This window comes from Shewanella putrefaciens (assembly GCF_016406305.1).
In the GTDB taxonomy this organism is placed as follows: Bacteria; Pseudomonadota; Gammaproteobacteria; order Enterobacterales; family Shewanellaceae; genus Shewanella; species Shewanella putrefaciens_C.
In genome coordinates this window covers 3,815,704-3,841,993 of record NZ_CP066369.1, presented here as the reverse complement: position 1 = coordinate 3,841,993, position 26,290 = coordinate 3,815,704, and the positions used below count along the sequence as shown (strand labels likewise).

Genomic DNA, 26,290 nt, shown 5'->3' with positions numbered 1-26,290 from the left:
TCTTTGCCATACTTTACTTGAAGAACTCATTGATCCAAGCGATATGGCTTTTGCTGACATTTTTTAAAGGAGCCAAAGAGTTAAAATCTAGCTCCCAACGTTTAAATAATACGAACAACTGGTTTATTGTACTCTGCGATACTGGCTCATTTAACTCAATTATTAAATCCAAGCCGCGGCCAGTTACCGACTGATAATTTGGCAGAGAGTAAATCCACTCAAAAAACTTATCTTCATCTTCCTGACACCAGAAACTTGGCCCTTTTACTGTAATCTTCACGAATTTTCCTTGTATGGCTAACTTCTTAGTATTTATGCGCTGCGCTGTTTGCAGGGCATAAATCGTTTGTTGGACTCGGCCGCTGCCACATTCGTAAATTTTGGTATTAAGGATGAGGTTACATCCATTATTGGTAGGTACTTTGTATTATTACTAAAAAATGGTCAACTGAAATGCTTAAATTGGAAAGGTTCCTACATCCGTAACACTGAATGTGGCATCGTATAGATTGCAAATCTAATTAGAAAAAAGATAATTTTAGGAAAACAACATTAACACTCACTAATAGTTATAGGTATTTAAAACCACTTCGCCCACTGTATAGTTTTGATTGTACCGAACAATATCGTGAAAATATTACAAAAATACCTTTCAAATTATATGACTAATTGTTTCCTCTCAGGTAACTTACACATCATATTGGCTAATTAGCAGCGGAAGCGTCAATGCACGAACAAGTATCCAAATGGGTCGACATATTTGAAAAGATTGTTAATCTCATCAGGCCCAATGCGTATAACGTCATAGCTAAATGGGTAATCGGTGTCGGTTTGTGTCAAATTGCAGAGTCCCAAGTAAAGATTGCTCATGCTTTCGCTATTGCACTGTTTGAGGAATATGTAAGCAAGTCTGAGATTCTTCGAGCTTTTCTAAATGCGACTAGCGACCCTACTTCTGGCATCATTCTTGTTCTAAGCGGATTGGGATATCACCTTATAGCCACAATAGGCAAAGGATACATCGATACACGAAAGGCAGAGCTTCCAAAACTTCCTTCACTTAATTGTCAATTACTGAACGGTGATAATGAAGTACTTGAGGCACAATTTACTATCCGTGGCAGCAGAGTAAACCTACCTAATAACGATGACATACCAGATTATAAAGAAGATAAGCCCGACTTTAACCACCCTATCTTTGGTCATCTGCATATAATAGCTGCTATACAAACTCCTAACTTTGGTAAACATAGGAATACCGAATTATTCAGAGAAAGAGCTAAGGTGCTTTCTGAGTGGGCCGGTGCAGAGCTTCTTTATCTAAAGATTACGAATGACAGCCGCATTTTAGCGAGCGGCGTATCAATTAAGCTAGAGATTCCTAGGCATAAAGGTTTATCAGTAACTATGCCTGGTAAACTGCCTAGTACACCTCAGAAAGATATTGACGATTTTCCCAATCTTGTTCCTCACTACCAAAGAGCAAAGCATATTGACCCTAAGGCTATAACTCTACATTCGGAACATAATTTTTATTACATATCTTGGAGCATATCTAAGATGCAAGCGCAAACAGAAGAGGTATCTACTGAAAGCATTTTGCTCAAGACGGATAAGACGGTAGAGATTGAGTGTACCATATTCTGTGACGAGCTACCTGAGCCAATCACAACTAAATACAAAGTTCATCCATCCCTAGAAATTATTGATATAGATGTAGAGCAACTTATTGATGGCGATTCATACAATAAAATTAGCGATAAACTAATAATGGACGGCTATGAGACTAGAGTCTTTAGATCATTGTTTGAACAACGTGAAATGGATGAAGCTAGGTAATCCTTGTTACGAACTGTGATGGTCACAGTTTCAGTCGTCACTTTGTCGCATTACTCAACTTTGATCAACATTAGACAAGTGATGCTCATCTCAAGTCGCGTTCCTAACTTCGAATGGGGCAATAGCTTTTTAGCTAAACGAACAGCAGAAGTGTTAGTTAAGATTGGCATTGTTGCACCAGTGACCGTTGGCGACATGGATGTCGCCGTCGAGCCTATAGGGAAGCCTATAGGGATGATGAGATGGACACCTCTTGTAAAGTAGGCGTCATTAACGCCATATTGAATCTGCAAGCTCAATATCAACAAAGGTGTCCACTATGAAAATTACTCTAATTGGTATCGATTTGGCAAAAAATGTTCTCCAGGTTTGTGGTGTTAATCAAGCAGGGAAAGCCGTATTTAATCGCACAATTAAACGCACCCAACTATTAAAAACGCTTGTTCAATATCCCGATGCTGTCATTGCTATGGAAGCCTGCAGTGGCTCAAATTATTGGGGCAGAGAACTTATCTCTCAGGGTTTTGAGGTCAGATTAATTCCACCACAACATGTGAAACCATTCGTGAAAGGGAATAAAAATGACCGCAATGATGCTTTTGCTATATGTGAAGCGGCTCAACGTCCTAACATCATCTTTGTTAAACCAAGATCTTTAGAGCAGGTCGATGTGATCATAAGCCATCGGATCCGAGAGCGCCGTATTAGGGTCAGAACGGCATTAACTAATCAGATCCGTGGTTTATTAAGTGAATATGGCATCGTTATCCCTAAAGGTCGTGATCCACTTAACCTAGCACTTCCTGAGTTACTCGAAGATGCAAGTAACTCGCTTACCACTATCGCTCGTCGGTACATCAGGGAATTGCTCGATGAGCTTTATGCCGTAAATGCTTCGATTAAGTCATTAGAAAAAGATATTCGGATACAAGCAATGAATCATCCAGATACCAAACGGTTAACCGCAATACGAGGTGTCGCTGAGATTATTGCCACAGCAGCGGTATCCTTTGCTGGAGATGGCTCCAGTTATCAAAATGGTCGACATTTTTCTGCCAATTTAGGGCTCGTTCCAAAAGAGTTTTCAAGTGGTGGAAAACAGAAATTAGGTGGCATAACCAAGCGTGGTAACAGCTATCTAAGGCGTCAGTTAATTCAAGGTGCATGGTCTGTCATACGCTACGCAACAAACAACGATGATAGGCTGTCTGTATGGGCGAGAAATATCATTGAACGAAGAGGCAAGCAAAAAGCAGCCGTGGCAGTTGCAAATAAACTGGCGAGGATAATTTGGGCGATGCTCTACTATAAAACAGAGTACAGACCCTGTTAACTAAATGAAGCAATAACATACCCTAAAAAACCGAACGCAATTAATGAAGTAACAGGTAATACCGGCCTTTGCAAATGCTGAGAGAGTATAAGGAGTTATAACTCCGAAGGGACGATAAGCAGCAAAGGCGCGGTTCTCATTAAGGCCAGAGAGCAAAGATTCTCACGAACAGGTCGGATATACGTACGCAGTATTACTTTCTGTTACTCAAAAAGTGGTTGATCTATTCGAGGTGTCCATATATATATTCACGGCGAGTCACTGGGGAAGCAATGACAATTAATGCGTAATGCGCGTAGCTCAACTGTCTTGCTCTGGGGCAAAAGTAAGCTAGAAATTACAGTGCTATTTTAGCTCTGCCATTTGAGGGATGAGGTAGTAGGTGATTTTAGGATGACTCAGAATGAGGTTTTATACATGCCTCATTCTGAGGTTAACAAGGTCAGTTACTGAGCTTAATTATCAACCACAACCTTTTCATCAATAATGACGGGTAATTCTTGCGGTTTACCTTGGCGGATGACTGTCATCATGACTTTTTTGCCTGGGGTGGTTTCTGCGATGCGGTCCATCAGCATCTCGACGCCGGGGACATCTTCGCCATCATATTTAATAATCACATCCCTTGGCATTAACTGGGCCCGTGCCGCAGGGCCGTTAGGGTCGACTCCTGTGACTAATACCCCCCGCAAATCGGGCAGATTTAGAATTTGTGCCACCACGGGGTTTATCGGCTCGCCGGAAATCCCTAAGGCACCGCGGATCACGCGGCCGTTCTTAATCAACTTGCCCATAATGCTGTGGGCTAATTTAATCGGGATAGCGAAGTTAATGCCGTGGCCACCACCTTCTTCACCTATTTGGAATGCGGCGGTGTTAATCCCAATGAGGCTACCATTGGTATCGATTAAGGCGCCGCCGGAATTGCCCGCGTTAATCGCGGCATCGGTTTGCAGGAAGTCTAAATAACCCGAACTTAAACCGTTACGGCCAGTGGCACTAATAATGCCTTGGGTAATGGTTTGGCCTAAATTGTAGGGGTTGCCAATCGCGAGCACCACGTCACCGACTTGGGGTGGGCTATCTAGATTAACGGGGACAATCGGTAAGTTATCGCCTTCGATTTTAAGGACAGAGAGATCGGTTTCAGGATCGAAACCCACTACTTCCGAGGTAAATTTACGGCCATCCTGTAGGGCGACCACAATTTCATCGGCTTTTTTAATTACATGATAATTCGTGAGAATATAGCCCTCTTTACTCATTATCACCCCAGAGCCTAGGCCTTGGAGTGAGCCTGAATTGAGTGGGCGACTCTGATCTATGCTGAGGCTGTAAATATTGACAACGGCAGGGGCTGCGCGGCGCACCGCCTTGGCAAAGGACAACTCTACCGTGTTATTCGCCCTGGGCTGGAGCAGACTATTGCCAAGGTGTTGATTATCGAAATAACGGGTGACCAATAAGAACATTGCCGCCATGATAAGACCGAAAAGGATGGCTTTACCTAGATATAACAGGGTGTCTTTTATTGTCATGGCAGGATAAATATTGGAAAAGGTGAGTTAGATTAACATGGTTAACCGCGCGAAGCATAGGGAACGAGTGTTCCCTATGCTGATCTGAGTCTGAAAAATTGCTGAAATTTCAGACACGAGCGTCGATTAACGTAACACTAAGTACAACATGCTCTTATTGCGGAGGATCTTCAGTGCTACCGCTCCTTCTTGATCTTTAAGTTGTGCTTTGAGTGACTTGAGATCCTTCACCGCAGAACGGTTAATTCCCACAATCACATCGCCTTTTTGTAAGCCACTCATGGCCGCGGGTGAACCTTGCGCCACTTCGGTAATTTCAATGCCCTTAGCTGAGTTTTCTAGGGAAGCGCCCTGCAGCATTGGGTGAACTGCGCCAGCGGCAGCCTCAGTGGTTTGGCTGGCTTCGCCTAAGGTCACTTTAACCGTTTTAGTGTCGCCATCGCGGATCAGCCCTAACTCGACTTTAGCGCCAGCGCCCATAGTGGCAACTTTAGCGCGTAGCTCTTGGAACGACTTAATCGCACGTCCATCGACACTGACGATAATATCGCCCGCTTTAATACCGGCTTTTTCGGCAGCACTGCCCGCAGTGACTTCATTTACAAAACCACCGTGCTGGGTATCTAAACCAAACCCCTGTGCGAGTTGGCTATCGAGGTCGCGTCCTGAAATCCCGAGCACGCCGCGGCGAACTTCACCGTGTTCGGCAATCTGTGCAACCAAGTTTTTCACCATATTGGCGGGGATCGCAAAGCCAATACCGACGTTACCACCGCCAGGCGCAACGATTGCGGTGTTAATCCCAATCAGTTCTCCGTTTAAGTTAACGAGTGCGCCACCCGAGTTACCGCTGTTAATGGCGGCGTCGGTCTGGATAAAGTTTTCGAGCATTTCAATGCCGAGGCCACTACGACCTAAGGCGCTGACGATACCGGATGTGACTGTTTGCCCTAAACCGAAGGGATTACCAATGGCAACAGCAAAGTCGCCTACACGCAAGTCATCTGAGTTTGAAGACTTAATAGCAACAAGGTTTTTGGCCTCAATTTGCAGTAATGCGATATCAGACTCTGAATCAGTACCAATGAGTTTGGCTTTAACTTCACGGCCATCGTGCAGCCCGACTTGAATATCATCGGCACCATCAATCACGTGATTGTTGGTGACTATATAGCCCTTCTCTGCATCAATAATCACCCCTGAGCCTAAGCCTCTAAAGGGGCGTTCTTGCACTTGCTCCTGTGGCGCATTGGGGCCGAAGAAATAGCGGAATACATCGGGAACACGTTGCTTAGACACATGGGTGCCTGTCACTGCCACAGAAACCACCGCGGGAGTGGTGCGCTCCAACATGGGTGCTAGGCTTGGAATAGGTTGTCCCTCAACAGATTGTGGAATTGCGGCCTGTGAGATGGCAGGCATTATAGTCAAGGTAGCGGCTAACATTGCGGCTGAAAGTACAGATAGTTTTGTTTTCATCTATTCATAACTCCAAATAAGGGATCAAGGATCTGGATGTAATGCGTCGTTATAGAGTGCGCACCAGATCAAATCTGTATCGGTACCGGCTATTTGCCTAGGTAACCATTCGGACACGCACCTATTTGAAAAAGTTCATCAATATTAACAAAGGTTAATTTCTTTATGACTATTTTATCGGCTCTTCCTTGAATGTAACTGAAGTGAAAATTATGGACGCCGAGCGTATTTTTCAAGACCAAAAAGTCAAATAGTGAGCTATTGCCTAAAGGGTTATAACACAGACTATGGCAATAGGGACTGGGTTTTAAGGGAATAGGGCATTTACCTTGTTTGCCCAATGCGGCATTAATATATCCTGCGTCATATTTGCCGTGCTAATATCGTCACAGTTTTATTAAAGGATATAAGAGAATTAAAAAGTGCCTCAGTTAAGCCCTTGGCTGCATTATCAAAGAGATCTTACCCGAGATGGTTTTTCCCATGATCCGGCTCAAGAAATTGCCGTTAAGGCATTGCAACGAGTCTATGAGGATTTAACCGCCGCAGAGGAACCCAGTTCGGTCATCACTAAGTTGTTTACGGCAATAGGATTAACATCTGCACCTGCTGCAACTAAAGGTCTGTATCTTTGGGGCGGAGTGGGGCGCGGTAAAACCTATCTGATGGATACCTTTTATGATGCGCTGCCTGGCGATAAAAAATTGCGGGCTCACTTTCATCGCTTTATGCACCAGTTGCACTTAGATTTGGATAGCCTCAAAGGCACACGGGATCCCTTATTAGCCATCGCTAAACAGATGGCGGCCAAGTATCGAGTGATTTGTTTTGACGAATTTTTTGTCTCCGATATTACCGATGCGATGTTGCTCGGCACACTCTTTCAGGCCCTATTTAAAGAGGGCGTCGTATTAGTCGCCACATCGAATATCATTCCCGATGACTTATATAAAAACGGCTTACAGCGGGCTCGTTTCTTACCGGCAATCGCTTTGATTAATCAACATTGTGAAGTGTTAAATGTTGACTCTGGCATTGACTATCGACTGCGAACATTAGAGCAGGCGGAGATTTATCACTATCCCTTAGATGCGCAGGCCGATACTAACCTGCTGCATTACTTCGAACAATTGGCGCCTGAGGCTGAAGTATCAACCGAAGCCATTGAAATTGAAGGGCGTGAAATCCAAATACGTCAGCAAGCACAGGGCGTGTTACTCGCAGATTTTAGGGCGCTCTGTGATGGGCCGCGTAGCCAGCGGGATTATATGGAGTTAGCGCGGATTTATCATACAGTGCTTATAAGCGGTATAGAGCAAATGGGCGCTTTTCTGACGGGAGACGATATTGCCAGACGTTTTCTCGCCATGGTGGATGAGTTTTACGAGCGCAATGTAAAACTGATTGTATCGGCCCAAGTGCCGCTGGAGGACATCTACGCCGACGGATTGTTGAGTTTTGAATTTAGACGTTGCCGCTCACGTCTTATTGAAATGCAATCCCATGATTATTTAAAAACCGAGCACCTACCTTAACCTTGTATGGCCGTGTTTTTTTACAATTTCCTCCTCGAATCGCTAGTGGCTTGTTAATCCGTCGGATGACGGGCCACATTGAGCGAAATATTGTAATTTTTGGCAAAAAATCAGGTGATTTTTAACTCAGCTTTGTCTATACTCCGCCACCTGCCCACGTTACTCCGCCAATTGGGCGGAAGTTGTAAGCCGAATTAAGTGCTCGAAGGGGTACCGAAAGGCAATTTTGTGTTGTTTGCAAATGCAAACAGCATGTGAGACAGAAAATTAACTTTGGGTTTTTGTAATAATGAAGACTTTTACTGCTACACCAGAAACTGTAACTCGTGACTGGTTCGTCGTTGATGCAGACGGCAAAACTTTAGGTCGTATCGCTACTGAAATTGCTACCCGTTTACGCGGAAAGCACAAGCCAGAATACACTCCTCATGTTGACACTGGTGATTACATCATCGTTATCAACGCTGAGAAAGTTACTGTTACTGGTAACAAAGCGAAAGGCAAAACGTACTACTCGCATTCAGGCTTCCCTGGTGGCATTAAGCAAATCAGCTTTGAAAAGCTGCAAGCGCATAAGCCAGAAATGATCATCGAGAAGGCAGTTAAGGGTATGTTACCAAAAGGTCCTCTGGGCCGTGCCATGTTCCGTAAACTGAAAGTTTACGCTGGCGCAGAACATAACCACGCTGCACAACAACCTCAAGTTCTTGATATCTAAACGGGATTAAGCAAATGGCTGCAACTCAGTACTACGGCACTGGCCGTCGCAAAACCTCTACAGCTCGCGTATTCGCTAAAGCTGGTAGTGGCAACATCGTTGTAAATCAACGTCCTTTGGATCAGTATTTTGGTCGTGAAACTGCTCGTATGGTTGTTCGTCAGCCATTAGAGTTAGTTGAAATGACTGACAAGCTGGACATCTATGTAACTGTTAAAGGCGGTGGTATCACTGGCCAAGCAGGCGCAATCCGTCACGGTATTACCCGTGCTCTGATGCAATTAGATGAAGCTCTGCGTCCATCGTTACGTTCTGCTGGTTTCGTTACCCGTGACGCTCGTAAAGTTGAGCGTAAGAAAGTGGGTCTACGTAAAGCACGTCGTAAGCCACAATTCTCTAAGCGTTAATACGTTTTCGGAATATCAAAAAACCCAGCTTATGCTGGGTTTTTTATTGGCTGAATTTGGCTATCATCTGGAAAATAAAGTAGAACTTGAGAGGGGAAGATGACATTTCAATTATTTATGCTGGCGGTTGCATTGGTGTTGATTCTAGAGGGCGTAGGCCCGCTGTTATTCCCCAATAAATGGCGTCGTTATTTGAATGAACTTTCTAATCAAAATCAGCAAGTTTTACGCAGAATAGGCGGTGCTTTAGTCACTTCTGGGGTCGTTATTTTGATTATTTTTTCATAAATGCCTTACCACTTGGCCGTTAAAATCTGTTAGAATTCTTTTTTAACCACAACCTTGCAGCAAACAATGGGCAAAAACGTAGTTGTTCTCGGCACCCAATGGGGTGACGAAGGAAAAGGTAAGATTGTCGACCTTCTAACAGAACAGGCAAAATATGTAGTTCGCTATCAAGGTGGCCACAATGCTGGTCATACTTTAGTTATTAATGGCGACAAAACCGTACTTCATCTGATCCCATCGGGTATTTTACGCAATAATGTGAAATGCATTATTGGTAACGGCGTGGTGCTTGCCCCCGACGCCCTGATGAAAGAGATCAACATGCTCAAAGATCGCGGTATTCCCGTTGAGGAACGTCTGCTGATTTCTGAAGCATGCCCGCTGATCCTACCTTTCCACTGTGCCTTAGATATCGCCCGTGAAAAAGCCCGCGGTAACAAAGCTATCGGTACAACTGGCCGTGGTATCGGACCTGCGTATGAAGATAAGATCTCCCGCCGCGGTCTACGTGTAGGCGATCTGTTCAACGCAGAGCTATTTGCTGAAAAGCTAAAAGAAGTGATGAAATATCATAACTTTATGCTGACAGAATATTATCAGGTTGAAGCCGTAGATTACGAACAGACGCTAGCAGATGCATTGGCGATGGCCGATTATCTGAAGAGCATGTGTGTTGACGTGACTGAACTTTTGGATACCGCCCGTAAAGCCGGTGAGCCAATACTGTTCGAAGGCGCCCAAGGTACACTGCTAGACATCGACCACGGTACTTATCCGTTTGTAACCTCTTCAAATACCACTGCCGGTGGTGTTGCGACGGGCAGCGGTTTTGGTCCACGTCACTTAGATTATGTCCTAGGTATCATGAAGGCTTACACCACTCGTGTGGGTGCAGGTCCTTTCCCGACTGAACTTTTATGTGAAGTGGGCGATCATTTAGGTACTAAAGGCCATGAGTTTGGTGCGACTACGGGGCGTAAGCGCCGTCCAGGTTGGTTGGATGCAGTAGCAATGCGCCGCGCGGTACAAATCAACAGTGTCAGTGGTTTTTGCCTGACTAAGTTAGACGTACTCGATGGCCTGAAAGAAGTGAAGATTTGTGTTGGTTATCAACACCCTGATGGCACTATTGCAAAGGTTACGCCACTGGCAGCTGAAGGTTATGAGCAGGTTACGCCTGTTTATGAAACTATGTCGGGTTGGAGCGAGTCGACTTTCGGTGCGACGTCGATTGATCAATTGCCACAGGCGGCGATCAATTACATCAAGCGTATTGAAGAGTTGCTAGAAACACCTATCGACATTATCTCTACGGGTCCTGACCGTAACGAGACGATGATTTTAGTGAGTCCGTTCAATTAAGACTTAAAAGGCCGTGTTTCACGGCCTTTTTCTCCGCTGCTTTATGCCTTTCTCTATTCGTTTCTGTGGTTAGATGTTTAGCTCAAGAAATCAGCTCAAGCTCAAGAAATAGGTTATACTGCCGATGCAAGTATTCACCCTATTGTCATTGAGAGTCGTTATGCTACGTACAGCATTAGTTGCACTACTGCCCTTAGTATCTTCAATGTGTTTTGCAGAAACACAGGCTGTGGATATTTATAGTCAAGCTCAGCTGCTTGAGTTGATCAATAGTAATCAATACTTAGCGAAAGTGAAGCGTGATGACTGCCAGCTAGTTCAAGATATAGAGGCGCGTGCCGAAGTCTTGAAACAGCCGCTATATCAGTTCCTATGGGGCGAAATGCTTAATCATGGGGCCTGTGTGAAGGCAAATCCCGGGAAGGGGATGAACTTGCTACGGGACTCGGCCGAGCAAGGCAGCCCTGAGGCTATGGTAAAACTTGCCGAGTATTACCAGAGTGGTAAATTTGTTATTCGTAATAAAGACCGTGCAGTTAACTATTTACTGCCGGCAGCAGCGGGTGGCAGCTTACCCGCTCGTATGATGTTAGTGCGTTTATTCGGTGAAGGTTATGGTAGTCCACGAGATTATGAGATGGCCTATCACTGGTTATATAACGATGTTTTTGCGGATGAGGCGACTAAGAATAAAGCCTTATCTTTACTGCAGGTGTTAGCAGCTAAAATGCCCCCAAGTGCAGTGGCGCGGGCTCAGCAAGCTCAGTTGCGAACCCATTAGGATGTCTCTGAAAGCAGGGACACATTATTTGGATATTGAATGATTAAAGACCCTCATTTTGAGCGTGAACAGGATAAGTACGAAAACCCTATCCCAAGCCGTGAGTATATTATCGATTACTTACGTTCTCAGAAATCACCTATAACCCGTGACAGCATTGCCGCGGCGTTAAACATCCACGAAGAAGAGCAGCTTGAAGCCCTGCGCCGTCGCCTACGGGCGATGGAGCGCGATGGCGAGCTAGTGTTCACCCGTGGGCAGAGCTATGGCTTACCCGAGAAGATGGATCTTATTTCCGGAACTGTGCTTGGGCATAGAGAAGGCTTCGGCTTTTTCAAACCCGACGAAGGTGGTGATGATTTATTTATCTCTAACCGCGATATGCTGATGTATTTCCACGGCGATAAAGTGCTGGCTCAAAAGGCGGGCATGGACCGTAAAGGCCGCCGTGAAGCACGTATCGTGCGACTTATTCAGCCACGCAGCGCCGCGATTGTCGGCCGTTACCACGTGGACAGCGGCATGGCCTTTGTGATTGCCGATGATAAGCGAATTACCCAAGAAATCTTAGTCGCCAATGAAGACCGCAATGGCGCCCGTCAGGGCGATGTGGTCGTGGTGGAGTTAACCCGCCGTCCCGGGCGTTTTGTTAAAGCTGCGGGTAAAGTCACCGAAGTGCTCGGTAAGCAAATGGCGCCGGGGATGGAAATCGAAATTGCCCTGCGTAATTATGATTTACCCCATACTTGGTCACCTGTGATCGAGAAGAAACTGCGCCGCATCCCCGATGAAGTGGTCGAAGCCGATAAAGTCGGCCGTGTTGACCTGCGTCATCTGCCATTAGTGACTATCGATGGGGAAGATGCCCGCGATTTCGACGATGCGGTTTATGCCGAAGTTAAGCCGAGCGGCGGCTGGCGTTTATGGGTCGCGATTGCGGATGTGAGTTACTATGTGCGGACCGATTCGGCCTTAGATGCCGAGGCGCGTGCCCGTGGTAACTCGGTATATTTCCCGTCGCAAGTTATCCCTATGTTACCGGAAAAAATCTCCAACGGCCTGTGTTCACTCAATCCCCATGTTGACCGTTTATGTATGGTCGCCGAGATGACAGTGTCTGCTAAAGGCAAGTTATCGGGTTACAAGTTTTACCCAGCGGTGATGCACTCACACGCGCGTTTTACTTATACCCAAGTGGCAGCCATGTTAGAAGGTGGGCCGATTGCGCCTGAACATGAAAGCTTGTTCCCGCATTTGCAGTGTTTACAGTCATTGTACCTCGCGCTCGATGAGCAAAGAGCCGAGCGTGGCGCGATTGCGTTTGAGACTATGGAAACTCAATTCATTTTCAATGAGCAGCGCAAGATTGAGAAAATTGTGCCGCGTGGTCGTAATCAAGCCCATAAAATCATTGAAGAATGTATGATTTTGGCTAACGTTTCCGCGGCCAAATTTGTGAAAAAACACAAAGGCGAAGTCTTGTACCGTGTGCACGAAGCGCCATCTGAGCAAAAATTGGCGAACTTCAAAGAGTTTCTTGCTGAACGCGGTTTGACAATGACCGGCGGCCTTGAACCTACTCCGTCGGATTATCAGAACGTCATGTTACAAATCGCCGACCGTCCCGATGCCGAACTTATCCAAGTGATGTTGCTGCGCTCAATGCGCCAGGCGATTTACACGCCGGATAATGAAGGCCATTTTGGTTTGGCTTTAGAAGAATACGCGCATTTTACCTCGCCAATTCGACGTTATCCTGATCTTATACTCCACCGAGTCATTCGTTATTTGCTGGCGAAGGAGCGTGGTGAGGCGACAGAGAAGTGGACGCAGGATGGTGGTTATCACTATCAACTCGATGAGCTCGATCAATTAGGTGAAGAGTGTTCGACCACAGAGCGCCGTGCCGATGAAGCGACTCGCGATGTTAGCGATTGGCTCAAGTGCGAGTTTATGCAGGATCACGTTGGCGATACCTTTGATGCTGTGATTGCTTCAGTAACCAGTTTTGGTTTGTTTGTTCGCCTCAATGAGCTATTTATCGATGGCTTAGTGCATATCTCAAGCCTAGGAAGCGATTACTATCAATTTGACCCTATGCGCCAGCGTCTTATCGGCGAGAATACGGGGCAGATCTATCAGGTTGGCGATCCTGTGACGGTTAAGGTTGCGGCGGTTAATCTAGATGACAGACAGATTGATTTGCTTATGCTTGGCGATGACAGTAAAGGCGGCAAGCGTAAAGCATCTGCCAGCCGCGATAAGCCGCTAACGGCCCGTGAGCGCGTCAATCGTGAAGGCGCAAAGTTGGCTAAGGCGACTAAAACTGGGACGGCTAAATCGAAAACCAGTTCCGCTAAGGCTAAACCCAAGGCGAGTGCCAAAGCAAAGAAAGATGTAAAAAGTCCGGCTAAAAAGCCTAAGGCCGCTAAGCGGAGCACGAGAAAGAAATAAATGAAAAAACAAGATATTATTTTTGGGATCCACGCAGTCGAGGCCCTGTTAAAGCATAGCCCCGAGCGGATTATTGAGCTTTGGTTATTGCAGGGCCGTGATGATGAGCGTTTAACTGTATTGGCTAATCAGGCCAAGGCCTTTGGCACAACGATTCAAGTGGCTTCCCGTAAAGCGTTAGACGACAAGGCTGAAAGCAGCCAACACCAAGGCATAGTTGCACGTGTAAAAGCGGCAAAGGTATTGAGTGAGCATGATTTAGACGATTTATTGGCTAAAACAGAATTGCCCTTTTTGCTGATTTTAGATGGTGTTACCGATCCCCATAACCTAGGTGCTTGCCTACGTAATGCCGATGCGGCGGGTGTACAGGGGATTATCGTTCCTAAGGATAACTCCGTTGGTTTAACCGCTACCGTGAGTAAAGTGGCCTGCGGCGCAGCCGAAACTGTGCCCTTATTCCAAGTGACTAACCTTGCGCGCACTATGCGCCATCTGCAGGAAAAAGGCATTTGGATCGTGGGTACGGCGGGCGAGGCGGATTGTGAGTTATATCAAGCCGATCTTAAGGGGCCGCTGGCGATTGCTATGGGCGCTGAAGATAAAGGATTGCGCCGTTTAAGCCGCGAGTCCTGTGATTCGTTGATTTCCATTCCGATGGCGGGAAGCGTGTCGAGTTTGAACGTGTCGGTAGCCACTGGCATTTGTTTATTCGAAGCCGTGCGTCAACGCCGCAGCGGATTGTAATATCCACTAGTGCATTGTCATAAATGAAAAAGACGGATAAATTCCGTCTTTTTTTATGGCTTTTTAGTCGCTAAAGCGCTTTTGTTAAGTCATTCTGGGCGGATACGGGGTCAACTGTTTGCTGCTCGGTTTGCTCATCGGCCTGTGTTAAAGAATCACCCAGTGGGCTGAGTGTACTAACGGGCTCAAAGTCAAAACTAAACACAAGTTGTTGCTCCTCCTCTAAGTCTTCTTCATCTTCACCCTGTTCAGTCGCATCGGCCCCTAAGTCATCTTCATCATTGTTAGATGTCGGGGTCATTTGATCCTGAATCGACTCGACATCGACACGGGGATCGAGGGCTGCTGCAAGGGGCGATGACACTAAGTCCCCCGTTGCCATCATATAGTCTTGGGTCACATGGGTTTCGGCCTTTTGCTGTGAATGTACATAACGCAGGCGTAAAAACAAGATTAAGGTGCAGGCCGACATAAAGCCATAGAGCATACTGTTACCAAGCCATTGCATCAGTGTCGAGGCGATAAGGGGGCCAATACTGGCACCTAGGCCAAAGGTGAGCAAAATAGTGGCCGATAATCCCACTCTATCGCTCTGTTCAACCCGAGAGTTGGCGAGTGCGGTGGCGAGCGGATAGAAGGTAAAGCCTAAAATACCGAAGAGAAACGTCATCACCAGTGAAACCACAGGGTGATAGGGGGTGATGGCGATGCCTAAAGCTAGAATCCCCAAGAGAATGCAATTGATACGGATAAGTCGGCTGCGGGACATAATGTCGGACAGTTTTCCCATTGGCCATTGTGCCAAAAGACCCGCGAGAATAGTGGCCGTCATATAAGTGGCGACTTTCTCTGGGGGTAACCCTAAATTGCTGGCGTAGGCTGGGGCGAGACCATAAAAGGAGCCCACTATCATGCTACCTATGGCAATCGTTGTCAGGGCCTGCGGGGCTTTTTTCCAATAATGGGCAATTTTCAGCGGTGCTGGCACTAAGGGCGCAGGGTGAATGCGACGTGTTAATGAAATGGGGACGATACACAGGGCAAAACAAATGGCGATAAGAAGCAGCGGCTCTAAGCCCAGTTCGGGGTAAATACTGATGGCGCCTTGGCCTAATATCAAGCCAAAGTAAGAGACTATCATATAGCTGGCGAAAACTGTGCCGCGTTGGCTGCTCTCCGCCTGTTCATTCAGCCAGCTTTCGAGCACCATATACTGGCACATCATGCCCATGCCGACGATAAGTCGAAGTAATATCCAAATGGCTAATTGATCGACAAGGGCATGACCTAAGGCCGAAGCGGCGACAATTCCGGCGCTGGCGACAAAGGCACGAATATGACCAACCTGGGCGATAAGTCTATGGCCGATCTTGGACCCCGCCACCAGACCAACGTAATAGGCTGACATCATGGCACCAATCCAAAGCTGTGGAACATGGGTGACCGAGAGTCTGAGTCCCAAATAGGTCGTCAGTAAACCGCCTGCCAGCACAGTTAATAACGTGGTGCTATATAAAGAGGCGAAAGTACGTAGCGGGTTGGCCATAAACGACTCCTTGTAAGATTGCTCGGGTGAGTATATCAGGAGTTAGTGTTTATTCGGTGTTGCAAATTGTTGGTATTTATCGATTAAGTTAGCGTTTTTATGTGTTGATCACTAAATTGTGTTGCAACGGGATTTGGCTGAGGGGGGATTATTTCAGCCAAGCCGCTTTCTATCGGATTTATCTAAAGGTATAGAGCAGGTTGAATGTGGTGATAGTGTCGGTCTGCTGGCTTCCTTCTGGTACGATTTCGGTATATTTGATGTTCATACCTATCTTAAATGCCCAATCTTGAAACACCAGATTCTTATAGTTCATATCTAATGTGAGGGTGTTGTTATTCTCGCCCACCTCGGCGGTGAGATCGGCATTGAGACTGCTATATTCTTGCAGTTTTTGAGAGAACTTTGCTGCGGTACGAAGAATGACGTCTTTTTCGGCATCAGGATCTGGGATAGTGACCGACTCTGCTGGCATGTTATATCGATAACCTGGGCCGACCTCGAGACTGAGCTTAGTTTTATAACTATTGATAGCGTTAAAACCATAACCGCTTGAAAGTGTAGATATTTGTGTGTAACTACCGAACTGATCCCAAGTAAAATCTCCGCGGCCAAAGATATAACCCTTAGTGAGCTTATAGTTGGTCTGTAACTGTAACTCATATTTTTCTGAGGTGACTTCGCTTTTTTCGGACGCAAAGTAAGCCTTGAGCGTGGCTTCTTGTTTGGTTTGCTTAGTATCGTAAATCAGTTGGGTTCGACCATTAAAACTGCTGGATTCAGTATTGCCCGTATTCAGTTGCAAGCCCGCTTCGATTTCCGCAGTAAAATCGCTGGGCGGTTCCTGATAATCGGGTGGAACGAGCGCAACTGCCGGGAAAGAGAGGCAAAACAAACTCATTGGAGCAATAACTTTTAGCATTGTATTTTATTCTTGGTTGGCTGATTTTGGCTGTCCGAACGGGGGCGAGGCGCCATCATACCCGTATTGACACTCGAGGCAAAGTTATTGCTTGAGTTTCGCGTCTGCTTTCTGTACTATCTCGCGCTCAAATCAGTCACTATTTTTCGTTCCTTGCCTCCATTTGGTTTGACTGAGCCAATAACGAGGCTACATAACCGTAAGGAGCAATAAATGCGTCATTACGAAATCGTATTTATGGTTCACCCAGATCAAAGTGAACAAGTACCAGGTATGATTGAGCGTTACACAGGTGTTATCACCGAAGCTAACGGCACAATCCACCGTTTAGAAGATTGGGGCCGTCGTCAACTGGCTTACCCAATCCAAGATCTGCACAAAGCTCACTACGTTCTGATGAACGTTGAAGCACCTGCAGAGACGATCGAAGAGCTAGAAACAGCTTTCCGTTTCAACGACGCAGTTCTGCGTAACATGGTAATGCGTACTAAAGTTGCCGTTACTGAAGCATCTCCAATGGCTAGAGCTAGAGATGAGCGCGATTCACGTCGTGGCCCAGCTGGCGAACGCTCATACGATGAAGCTCACGCTGAAGAAATCGGTGAGTAAGTTTATCTGTGACCACCAATAGCTTGGTGTTGTCCGGAACCATAACCCGTTCCAGACGCTTTAAAAGCCCAGCGGGGATCGCACACAGTGTGATTATGCTGGAACACAAGTCGCAGCGTTATGAAGCCGAAATGCTCCGCAACGTCTACGTACAAATACAAGTGATATTGAGTGGCCCGCGCTTTGAAAGCGTCGCAGACAATCTGAAAGCAGGTGTGGAAGTGCAAGTGCAAGGCTTTATGACCCTTCAACAGGGTAGAAATGGTCAAAATCGCTTAGTCATCCATGCCGAAAATGTCGAATTGAAAACTTAGGAGACTGTCACATGGCACGTTATTTCCGTCGTCGCAAGTTCTGCCGTTTCACCGCTGAAGGTGTTGCAGAAATTGATTACAAAGATATCGTTACTTTAAAGAACTACATCACTGAAAGCGGCAAGATCGTTCCAAGCCGTATCACTGGTACTAGTGCTAAATATCAGCGCCAACTAGCTCGCGCTATCAAGCGTGCTCGTTATCTTTCTCTACTGCCATACACTGATTTACATCAGTAATTGCAGTATTAATTCTTAATCGAATATAGAGGATTTGATAATGAACGTTATTCTGCTTGATAAAATCGCTAACCTAGGTAACTTGGGTGACCAAGTTGTAGTTAAGGCTGGTTACGCTCGTAACTACCTGCTGCCACAAGGTAAAGCTGTTGTTGCTAACGAAAGCAACGTTAAAGTATTTGAAGCTCGTCGCGCTGAATTAGAAGCTAAATTAGCTGCTGAATTAGCTGCTGCTAACCAACGCGCTGAGAAAATCACTGCACTGGAAGCGGTTGTTATCGCTTCTAAAGCCGGTGATGAAGGCAAACTGTTTGGTTCAGTTGGCAACCGTGACATCGCTGATGCAGTTACTGCTGCTGGTGTTGAGCTGGCTAAATCAGAAGTTCGTTTACCATTAGGCGCTCTGCGTACTACTGGCGACTTCGAAGTTGAAGTTCAGTTACACACTGAAGTTAAAGCTGTTGTTAAAGTTTCTATCGTTGCTGAAGCTTAATTACGACTCGCTTTAAATCTAAAAAGACACCGCTTCGGCGGTGTTTTTTTATGGCTGAAATTCAATGTTGGACGCCATGATATAGCTGATAGCAGCTGGATATTGACTTGAATGCGGCTTGATTGGGAATGAATGCGGGGAGTCATGTCGGCACTTATTCAATCTTACAGTGCATAAGTGGCTAAAGTGCTCGCCCAAATAAAAACCGCTCATTGCATAACAGTGAGCGGTTTTTTGTCTAGTGCAACTGATTTAGCTTAGAAGGTTAATTTCTCACTAAATCCAGTTCTTTAATCAGATTATCGGCATGGTCGACTTCATCCATCATCCATAGGATATAACGGATATCCACGTGAACTGCGCGGGTGATGGTCGGATTGAAGAACCAATCCTTGGTAATCGCCTCATAGGTGGAGTCGAAGTTAAGGCCAACGAGTTCTCCTTTACCGTTAAAGACGGGCGAACCTGAGTTGCCACCCGTGGTATCTACACTCGATAAGAAGTTAACCGGCACTGAGTTAAACTCTTCAGGCTTATCTAAGCAAGAGAATAGACGGCAAATCCAGCCACGGGGATCTTGATACACGGATTTGACTAAGTGATCGCCAAAACGCTGCCCGTTAATCGCATCGAGCAGTTTTTTCGGGGCATTATAGGGCTCAACACCTGTGTGTTTGGCGGCTATGCCATCGAGGCGAGTAAAGGGCTGTTTGTACAGCGCATCGCGGGACTGGTAACCATCGACCATGCCGTAGCTGATGCGTAGCGTACCGTTAGCGTCGGGATACACTGGCCAGTTGTTGGCTTTGTAGTAGTCGATAACGGCAGCCATGTAAGCAGGGCGAGCGGTAGACAATTTACCCGCAAGGATTTTTTCTGCTTTTTCCTGGGCCATATTGGTGTCGTAGAGTGCGACTGCTAGGCAAATAAAGGGATCGCTACTGGTTTCAAAGGCTTTGGCATCGGCGTCCATCCATGCCAGACGTTGAGCCTGATCTGTCAGCGTCGTCAGCGAATATAAGCCAGCGAGTTTAGCCTCTAAACTCACGTTCATATCGTCGAGTTTAAGCATATTATCTAAGGCGGCAACACGATTTGGCTGCGATAAATAGGCATTTAAGTCCTGTAGCCAAAGGGTTTTATCGACATTAATGTGAAAGCTAGAGTCGATACGTTTTAGACGCGAGCTAAACATGGCCAAATCGCGCTCTTGGTAACCGATTTCACGTTCCGCATCGCTCTTTTGCTTTTCTTTGGCTAAGCGATAGAGGTTGTTTGCCGCGGTGAGCAAAGTGCTCGATTGGGCATTGGTGAAGTAATAATTGGTTTGGGTTTGCAGTTGCTGCTCGGCCAGTAACACTTCTAGTTCGCTGATAAGATTTTGATTAAGGCTAGGGTTTTTCTTTAACCAAGCCAGAAAGTCATCTTCACGTTGCTGCTTAATGCCGATGATATCCGTGGCTTTAAAGCCCGCCAGCAGACCGTTGAGCTTTTTCATCCGGTTAGCCATAGACGCCATATTGCCCGCATATTTAATCGCGATGTCGGCATCTTCCTGACCCATGGCTTCGATAGTATCAATCTGTAATTGATAACGTTTTGCCTGCGTTGGGTAGAGCCAGTCGCTGGCAAATTTAAGTTCGCTGGTGAGATTGTAACGACTGGTGGTGCCAGGATAGCCCGCCACAAACACGCCATCGCCAGCCTTTACGCCATCGGCATTGACTTTAAGGTAGCTCTTGGGCGTGTAAGGGATGTTATCTTCGCTGTAGGCTGCTGGTTTACCGTCTTTGCCCACATAAGCGCGTAGGAAGGCAAAATCCCCCGAGTGGCGTGGATACTCGTAGTTATCGATATCACCACCGTAGCCGCCGACACTTTCGGGCGGTGCATACACTAAGCGCACATCGCGGATCATCAATTGCTTGATTAAGTAGTATTCTAGGCCGTTATGGAAGCTGCGGACATTACAGCGGTAATTGGCATCGGCCTCACAGCTTTTGATCAAGGCTTTGCTATGATTTTCAATGTCTTCGTAGCGTTGTAGGGGATCTTGGCTTAAGTCTTTAGTCACTTCGCTGGTGACATCAGTCACAGCTTCGGTGATGTATAAACGCTCGTTAGGACCGGCTGAGGGCTCCTTGTCCATGGATGTCGCTAAAAAGCCTTGTTCTAGATAGTTATGTTCTTGCTTAGTGTTATATTGTATCGCCTTATAGGCGCAATGATGGTTTGTTACAACTAGCCCTTGGGGGGAGACAAAACTGGCGGTACAATAGCCCAGCCCTACAACGGCGTTCATTGGATAGCTTGTGAGATCGGCCAGTTTTTCAGCAGGAATATCGATTCCGCGTTCACTGAGTTTGTCTGCAATTGAAGGCATTTGATAAGGTTGCCATTGTCCTTCGTCGGCATTCGCTATGCCGGATGTCAAAACTAAGGCCGCAACCAATGCAATACGCATGTTCTTTCCTTATTGATTGTTAGAGTGTCCGTTGAAACAGGATAACAGGTAAACCACCTGTTGCTTGACACGGGTTTTATATCATATTTTGTTAAGTTGTTGGAAATCGGGAGTGTTAATGTCACAACAAGGTGCTTTTAAGCCTAAAAGTAAGCCAAGGGATTTGCAGCTCGATGGACTCAAGCTGCCACCGCATTCTATTGAGGCTGAACAATCGGTATTAGGCGGCCTAATGTTAGACGCCGACGCTTGGGATAAAGTGGCTGAAACCGTGGTAAAAGAAGATTTTTACTCGCGCTCGCACCGGATGATCTTCGCGGCGATGCACCGCTTAGTGGAAACCAGTCAGCCCATCGATTTGATCACAGTATCCGAACAACTTGAGCTTGAAAATCAGCTTGAAGAGGCGGGCGGTTTTGCCTACTTAGGTGAAATTGCTAAAAATACTCCCAGTGCTGGCAACATTGTCTCCTACGCTGAAATTGTTCGCGAGCGTGCCGTCGTGCGGGAAATGATCCGTGTAGCCCATGAAATTGCCGATGCGGGCTACAATCCCGAAGGTCGAGACTCGAGTGCCTTGCTCGATCTGGCTGAAAGTAAAGTGTTTAAGATTGCCGAGCAACGCACTAATGCCAATGAAGGTCCCGAGGGCATTAAAACCATTCTTGAAAAAACCGTCGATAAGATAGAGCAGCTCTATAATAACCCACATAATGGGGTGACTGGGGTGTCGAGTGGTTTTAGCGATCTGGATAAAATGACCGCAGGCTTCCAATCCGGCGACTTGATTATCGTGGCCGCCCGTCCATCTATGGGTAAAACGACCTTTGCGATGAACCTCTGTGAACAGGCGGCGATGAACGAAGACAAGCCTGTGCTTATTTTCAGTCTCGAGATGCCCTCGGAACAGATTATGATGCGTATGCTCGCCTCCTTGGGGCGCGTCGATCAGACTAAAATCCGTACCGGTCAGCTAGATGATGAAGATTGGGCGCGGGTGTCATCGACCATGGGCATCATGCTCGAGCAGGGTAAAATGTATATTGACGATGGCTCGGGGCTTACCCCGACCGAAGTGCGTAGCCGCGCCCGCCGTATCGCCCGTGAATACGGCGGCCTGTCGATGATCATGGTCGACTACCTGCAGCTAATGCAGGTGCCCGCTTTATCGGATAACCGTACCCTAGAAATTGCCGAAATTTCTCGCTCTCTCAAAGCATTAGCTAAAGAGCTTGAGATCCCCGTTATTGCTTTGTCCCAGCTTAACCGCTCGCTTGAACAGCGGGCCGATAAACGTCCGGTCAACTCGGACTTACGTGAATCGGGATCTATCGAGCAGGATGCGGATCTCATCATGTTTATTTACCGCGATGAAGTGTATAACAACGATTCTCCAGACAAAGGCACGGCCGAAATCATTATCGGTAAGCAGCGTAACGGCCCCATCGGCCGGGTGCGCTTAACTTTCCAAGGTCAGTATTCTCGCTTCGATAATTATGCTGGTCCGCAGTTTGAAGAAGATTAAGTGTGTGGCGATAGAAGATAAGCAAAGCTTATGTATTCTTTTTATTTCTCTGGCTTTTTATTTCCTGACTTTTTCCAAAATAGGCAAAGTAAATTTTGAAACCTTTTCCCCGTGCAGAAATTAGCAGTAGTGCACTGCAAAATAACTTGGCCGTGCTGCGTCAGCAGGCAAGCGCAAGCCAAGTGATGGCTGTTGTTAAGGCTAATGGTTATGGACATGGATTACTGAATGTCGCCAACTGCCTCGTCAGTGCCGATGGTTTTGGCTTAGCCCGTTTAGAAGAAGCCTTGGAGTTGCGTGCTGGTGGTGTAAAGGCACGCTTGCTATTGCTCGAGGGTTTTTTTCGTGGGACCGATTTACCCTTACTGGTTGCCCACGATATAGATACTGTGGTTCACCATGAGTCACAAATTGAAATGTTAGAGCAGGCCAAGCTTAGTAAACCCGTCACAGTCTGGCTTAAAGTCGATTCTGGTATGCACAGATTAGGGGTGACGCCTGAGCAATTTCCTGCGGTTTATGCTCGCTTGGTCGCGTGCGCTAATGTGGCGAAACCCATCCATTTGATGACCCATTTTGCCTGTGCCGATGAACCTGAAAAACCGTACACAGAAGTACAAATGGCGGCCTTTAACGCCTTAACCGCAGGTTTACCGGGGTTTAGGACCTTAGCGAACTCGGCGGGAGCGCTCTATTGGCCTAAAAGCCAAGGGGATTGGATTAGACCCGGTATCGCCCTCTATGGTGTATCACCCGTTGCGGGGGATTGTGGTGCAAATCATGGGCTTATCCCCGCGATGAATCTCGTCTCGCGGCTTATCGCCGTGCGTGATCATAAAGCGGATCAACCCGTAGGCTATGGCTGTTATTGGACGGCCAAGCAAGATACCCGTTTAGGCGTTGTCGCTATTGGTTATGGCGATGGATATCCCCGTAACGCGCCCGAAGGGACACCCGTGTGGGTCAATGGCCGCAGGGTTCCTATTGTTGGCCGAGTGTCTATGGATATGTTGACCGTCGATTTAGGTCAGGGTGCCCAGGATAAAGTCGGTGACGATGTTTTACTCTGGGGGCAAGCACTACCGGTAGAAGAAGTTGCCGAACATATTGGCACTATCGCTTACGAATTAGTGACTAAGCTCACCCCTAGGGTTGCTGTGTGTTTGGCTTAATCATAGGGTTTGAATAGTCGCGCTATAGAAGAGTTTAGTATCACAAGGGGCTCTTTACTTTATAAAGGTGTGCTTCACTTTATATGAGATAAACATAGCTGCGCACTTATGAGCATGGATGCTGGGTAGACTGGGTGATTAATGCATTTGGCACGCGAGTGCGTTGCCCTGGCATACAGTAGCTTGGGGTCATTTTTAAGATAAGGGCACAGGATTGCCTAGACTGAGCGGCGATAAAAGCTAATGTTGAAAATTAGTTTTCAAAACAAATTTCGATAAAGGCTGTGCCGTAAGGACTAGTGAATGGCATGATAATTTTAGTGCCGTTAGCCTTATGGGAAATGGTATGTCCCTTTCCCGAAACCACCATAGGGGTGGCCATCTCAAACTCGTAGCCTTTTTGCCCTAAAAGGTTTTTAGCACCACCTGTAACCATATTGGTTATTTCTCCGACAAGATCTGTCACTTCCTCATTAATCTTGCCTGGGTTTTCTCCCAGCATATTTTGCATAATTTGCAGAGCGAGCTTTTGCTCAAACGTAATCGACAGCGAACCCTTAGTCTGTGGCCCCACCATGCCGATTAAACCAGAAACGTCACCTTTGGCTAAGTTGTCGGTTTTCACTTGGGGTTTACCCGGCGTTAAATCCATACTCGCCATAGTTGAAATGACATTGAGTAGGGATTGCAGGAAAGGATTAATAAAATTAACGTTCATGCCTAAGTTTGTCCTCTTTTGAGTCTAAGCCACCGACTAATGATACGTTTAAGGCTAGTAGAAAAATTGCTTAACCACAGCAATCTTGATCACACTCTATCAGCTTAGATGAGACAAATAGAAATGTGCGCCTAATTTAACGATTTATCTGATGTTTTAGGCCCCTATAAATCAAAAAACCGTCTAGATATTGATACCTTTAGCCCTATTCATAGTGACGCATAAGAGCCGATGCTGCAAAGTTTTTGGCTTTTTAGGTATTTTCAACCAACAACAAGTTTAACCATGGGCTGATATTGCATGGTTTTTTGCATTTTGCTCACCTTAATTTTCAATCAATCAGAGAGTCGCCAAGGCGAGGAATGATGGCTCCAAGCTCCTAGGTAGAAGATGATTTGCGATGGGGCTTAACCTCCCCAAGACGGCCAATTTAGGTTATACTGCAGCGAGCCTTGTGGGGCATATAAAACAGCAAACGTTAGCTCGTTTGCTGTTTTTCCGTTTTTAAGCTTGGGGTTAGATCCTAAGTTAAGACGAATTTGACGCCTTAATTTAGAATGACTCATCCGTATAAACGGAACCATGACTGACGAATTCCCATCACCAGAGTTGATAGTAACGTGTTGAAAAATAGTAATATTGATAACTTTAGGCTCGATCGCACCTTTTCCATTGCACCGATGCTCGATTGGACTGATCGTCATTACCGTTATTTCGCCCGTTTAATGTCGGCAAATGCCCTGTTATATACCGAGATGGTGACGACAGGGGCGATCTTGCATGGCCGTGGGGATTACCTAGCCTATAACCAAGAAGAGCATCCGCTGGCGTTGCAGTTAGGGGGCTCCAATCCCTCTGATCTAGCTCGCTGCGCTAAATTGGCGGCCGAGCGGGGTTATGATGAGGTTAACCTCAATGTGGGATGCCCTTCGGATCGAGTGCAGAATGGTCGCTTTGGTGCTTGCCTGATGGCTGAGCCCGAATTAGTGGCTGAATGCGTCGATGCCATGAAGCAAGTGGTTGATATTCCAGTTACCGTAAAAACTCGCATCGGGATTGATGCCCAAGATAGCTATGAATTTCTGACTCAATTTATTGATATTGTACAGGCAAAAGGGTGCGATGATTTTATCATTCACGCCCGTAAGGCTTGGCTTTCGGGCTTAAGTCCGAAGGAAAACCGCGAGATCCCGCCGCTCGATTATGGGCGCGTCTATCAACTCAAGCGTGATTACCCCTTACTAAACATCAGTATCAATGGTGGCGTGACAACACTTGCGCAGGCAAAAGAACACTTAGCACAACTTGATGGCGTGATGATGGGGCGCGAGGCGTATCAGAATCCTTATATTCTCGCTGAGGTGGACCAAGTGCTCTGTGGTCGTCAAAGGGAGGTGATCAGCCGTGAAGCCGTTATTGAGGCAATGCTGCCTTATATTGAAGCCCATCTTCAATCCGGTGGGCGGCTCAATCATATTACTCGCCATATGATAGGCCTATTCCAAGGTTTGCCCGGTGCACGCGCTTGGCGTCGTTATTTGAGTGAAAATGCCCATAAAAACGGTGCGGGTGTTGAAGTGGTTAGACAGGCATTGCAGAGTATTCAGACTGAGATTGTTGATTGATTTTTGCTCACATCAAAAGATGGTGAAATTAGCTAAAGTTAGTAGCATTTTTCACCACTTCATTATTCTTTCACGCTGTGCTCGTAATAGTATTTTGTAATATATTGATGTTATTTATAATAATATCAATATATTACAAATATTTTTATAAGTTGGCACGCCCTTTGTAATAGTCCCTATGT

24 protein-coding genes are annotated in these 26,290 nt (G+C 46.4%); 17 read left to right on the top strand and 7 right to left on the bottom strand.

Annotated features, from left to right (window positions below; translation table 11 throughout):
* Positions 1-13: 13 nt before the first annotated feature.
* Complete coding sequence (locus JFT56_RS16745; RefSeq protein ID WP_198781125.1) at positions 14-280, bottom strand: hypothetical protein; 267 nt, start codon at positions 278-280, stop codon at positions 14-16.
* 446 nt (positions 281-726) lie between these two features.
* Here JFT56_RS16745 and JFT56_RS16740 point away from each other — a divergent pair, with 446 nt between their 5' ends.
* Positions 727-1,839: a hypothetical protein gene (locus JFT56_RS16740; RefSeq protein WP_198781124.1), complete on the top strand. Its 1,113-nt coding sequence runs from the start codon at positions 727-729 to the stop codon at positions 1,837-1,839.
* Positions 1,840-2,158: 319 nt separating this feature from the next.
* Positions 2,159-3,172, top strand: coding sequence for an IS110 family transposase (locus tag JFT56_RS16735; protein WP_198780376.1), 1,014 nt, complete (start codon positions 2,159-2,161; stop codon positions 3,170-3,172).
* A gap of 455 nt (positions 3,173-3,627) precedes the next feature.
* Here JFT56_RS16735 and degS read toward each other — a convergent pair whose 3' ends face one another.
* Both degS and degQ read right to left on the bottom strand, forming a co-directional pair.
* On the bottom strand, positions 3,628-4,710 hold the full coding sequence (gene degS / locus JFT56_RS16730; RefSeq protein WP_198781123.1) for an outer membrane-stress sensor serine endopeptidase DegS: 1,083 nt from the start codon (positions 4,708-4,710) through the stop codon (positions 3,628-3,630).
* A 126-nt stretch (positions 4,711-4,836) separates the two neighbouring features.
* Complete coding sequence (gene degQ / locus JFT56_RS16725; protein ID WP_198781122.1) at positions 4,837-6,189, bottom strand: Do family serine endopeptidase DegQ; 1,353 nt, start codon at positions 6,187-6,189, stop codon at positions 4,837-4,839.
* 422 nt (positions 6,190-6,611) lie between these two features.
* Between degQ and zapE the strand changes: the two genes are divergently transcribed.
* The 8 genes from zapE (at position 6,612) to rlmB (ending at position 14,481) form a co-directional block, all read left to right on the top strand.
* Positions 6,612-7,724 (top strand): cell division protein ZapE, encoded by a 1,113-nt coding sequence (zapE, locus tag JFT56_RS16720; RefSeq protein ID WP_198781121.1) that lies wholly within the window; start codon positions 6,612-6,614, stop codon positions 7,722-7,724.
* Positions 7,725-8,013: 289 nt separating this feature from the next.
* Entirely contained in the window at positions 8,014-8,442 is a 429-nt protein-coding gene (gene rplM / locus JFT56_RS16715) for a 50S ribosomal protein L13 (protein ID WP_007650458.1), read from the top strand.
* A gap of 14 nt (positions 8,443-8,456) precedes the next feature.
* Positions 8,457-8,849 carry a 30S ribosomal protein S9 gene (rpsI, locus tag JFT56_RS16710; RefSeq protein ID WP_006083052.1) on the top strand — a complete coding sequence of 131 codons (393 nt, stop codon included), beginning with the start codon at positions 8,457-8,459 and terminating at the stop codon, positions 8,847-8,849.
* 99 nt (positions 8,850-8,948) lie between these two features.
* Positions 8,949-9,137, top strand: a complete 189-nt coding sequence (locus JFT56_RS16705; protein ID WP_198781120.1) for a DUF2065 domain-containing protein — start codon at positions 8,949-8,951, stop codon at positions 9,135-9,137.
* Positions 9,138-9,203: 66 nt separating this feature from the next.
* Complete coding sequence (locus tag JFT56_RS16700) at positions 9,204-10,499, top strand: adenylosuccinate synthase (RefSeq protein ID WP_198781119.1); 1,296 nt, start codon at positions 9,204-9,206, stop codon at positions 10,497-10,499.
* A gap of 124 nt (positions 10,500-10,623) precedes the next feature.
* Positions 10,624-11,280 (top strand): flagellar protein MotX, encoded by a 657-nt coding sequence (gene motX / locus JFT56_RS16695; RefSeq protein ID WP_198781118.1) that lies wholly within the window; start codon positions 10,624-10,626, stop codon positions 11,278-11,280.
* 39 nt (positions 11,281-11,319) lie between these two features.
* Positions 11,320-13,734: a ribonuclease R gene (gene rnr, locus JFT56_RS16690; protein WP_198781117.1), complete on the top strand. Its 2,415-nt coding sequence runs from the start codon at positions 11,320-11,322 to the stop codon at positions 13,732-13,734.
* The gene (gene rlmB, locus JFT56_RS16685) at positions 13,735-14,481 is read left to right on the top strand and encodes a 23S rRNA (guanosine(2251)-2'-O)-methyltransferase RlmB (protein ID WP_198781116.1); all 747 of its coding nucleotides are present in this window, start codon (positions 13,735-13,737) and stop codon (positions 14,479-14,481) included. It abuts the gene before it with no gap.
* Positions 14,482-14,551: 70 nt separating this feature from the next.
* On the opposite strand, the gene JFT56_RS16680 is transcribed toward rlmB, so the two are convergent.
* Together JFT56_RS16680 and JFT56_RS16675 are read right to left on the bottom strand one after the other, a co-directional pair.
* The gene (locus JFT56_RS16680) at positions 14,552-16,027 is read right to left on the bottom strand and encodes an MFS transporter (protein WP_198781115.1); all 1,476 of its coding nucleotides are present in this window, start codon (positions 16,025-16,027) and stop codon (positions 14,552-14,554) included.
* 178 nt (positions 16,028-16,205) lie between these two features.
* Complete coding sequence (locus JFT56_RS16675) at positions 16,206-16,949, bottom strand: DUF481 domain-containing protein (RefSeq protein ID WP_198781114.1); 744 nt, start codon at positions 16,947-16,949, stop codon at positions 16,206-16,208.
* Between the two features lie 213 nt (positions 16,950-17,162).
* Here JFT56_RS16675 and rpsF point away from each other — a divergent pair, with 213 nt between their 5' ends.
* The 4 genes from rpsF to rplI are packed head-to-tail and all read left to right on the top strand — an operon-like array spanning position 17,163 to position 18,604.
* Positions 17,163-17,558 carry a 30S ribosomal protein S6 gene (gene rpsF / locus JFT56_RS16670; RefSeq protein WP_011790676.1) on the top strand — a complete coding sequence of 132 codons (396 nt, stop codon included), beginning with the start codon at positions 17,163-17,165 and terminating at the stop codon, positions 17,556-17,558.
* A gap of 8 nt (positions 17,559-17,566) precedes the next feature.
* Positions 17,567-17,872 (top strand): primosomal replication protein N, encoded by a 306-nt coding sequence (gene priB, locus JFT56_RS16665; protein WP_198781113.1) that lies wholly within the window; start codon positions 17,567-17,569, stop codon positions 17,870-17,872.
* Between the two features lie 11 nt (positions 17,873-17,883).
* Complete coding sequence (gene rpsR / locus JFT56_RS16660) at positions 17,884-18,111, top strand: 30S ribosomal protein S18 (protein WP_006083042.1); 228 nt, start codon at positions 17,884-17,886, stop codon at positions 18,109-18,111.
* A 40-nt stretch (positions 18,112-18,151) separates the two neighbouring features.
* A complete protein-coding gene (gene rplI / locus JFT56_RS16655) occupies positions 18,152-18,604 on the top strand; it encodes a 50S ribosomal protein L9 (protein WP_011790674.1) in 453 nt (150 codons plus the stop codon).
* 265 nt (positions 18,605-18,869) lie between these two features.
* On the opposite strand, the gene JFT56_RS16650 is transcribed toward rplI, so the two are convergent.
* Positions 18,870-21,068, bottom strand: coding sequence for a S46 family peptidase (locus tag JFT56_RS16650; protein WP_198781112.1), 2,199 nt, complete (start codon positions 21,066-21,068; stop codon positions 18,870-18,872).
* 118 nt (positions 21,069-21,186) lie between these two features.
* On the opposite strand from JFT56_RS16650, the gene dnaB reads away from it, so the two are divergent.
* Both dnaB and alr read left to right on the top strand, forming a co-directional pair.
* Positions 21,187-22,593 carry a replicative DNA helicase gene (gene dnaB, locus JFT56_RS16645; protein ID WP_007650417.1) on the top strand — a complete coding sequence of 469 codons (1,407 nt, stop codon included), beginning with the start codon at positions 21,187-21,189 and terminating at the stop codon, positions 22,591-22,593.
* Positions 22,594-22,688: 95 nt separating this feature from the next.
* Entirely contained in the window at positions 22,689-23,765 is a 1,077-nt protein-coding gene (alr, locus tag JFT56_RS16640) for an alanine racemase (protein WP_198781111.1), read from the top strand.
* 253 nt (positions 23,766-24,018) lie between these two features.
* On the opposite strand, the gene JFT56_RS16635 is transcribed toward alr, so the two are convergent.
* Positions 24,019-24,483: a chemotaxis protein CheX gene (locus JFT56_RS16635; protein ID WP_198781110.1), complete on the bottom strand. Its 465-nt coding sequence runs from the start codon at positions 24,481-24,483 to the stop codon at positions 24,019-24,021.
* A gap of 680 nt (positions 24,484-25,163) precedes the next feature.
* Here JFT56_RS16635 and dusA point away from each other — a divergent pair.
* Positions 25,164-26,108 carry a tRNA dihydrouridine(20/20a) synthase DusA gene (dusA, locus tag JFT56_RS16630; protein WP_233095615.1) on the top strand — a complete coding sequence of 315 codons (945 nt, stop codon included), beginning with the start codon at positions 25,164-25,166 and terminating at the stop codon, positions 26,106-26,108.
* The last annotated feature ends 182 nt before the right edge of the window (positions 26,109-26,290 follow it).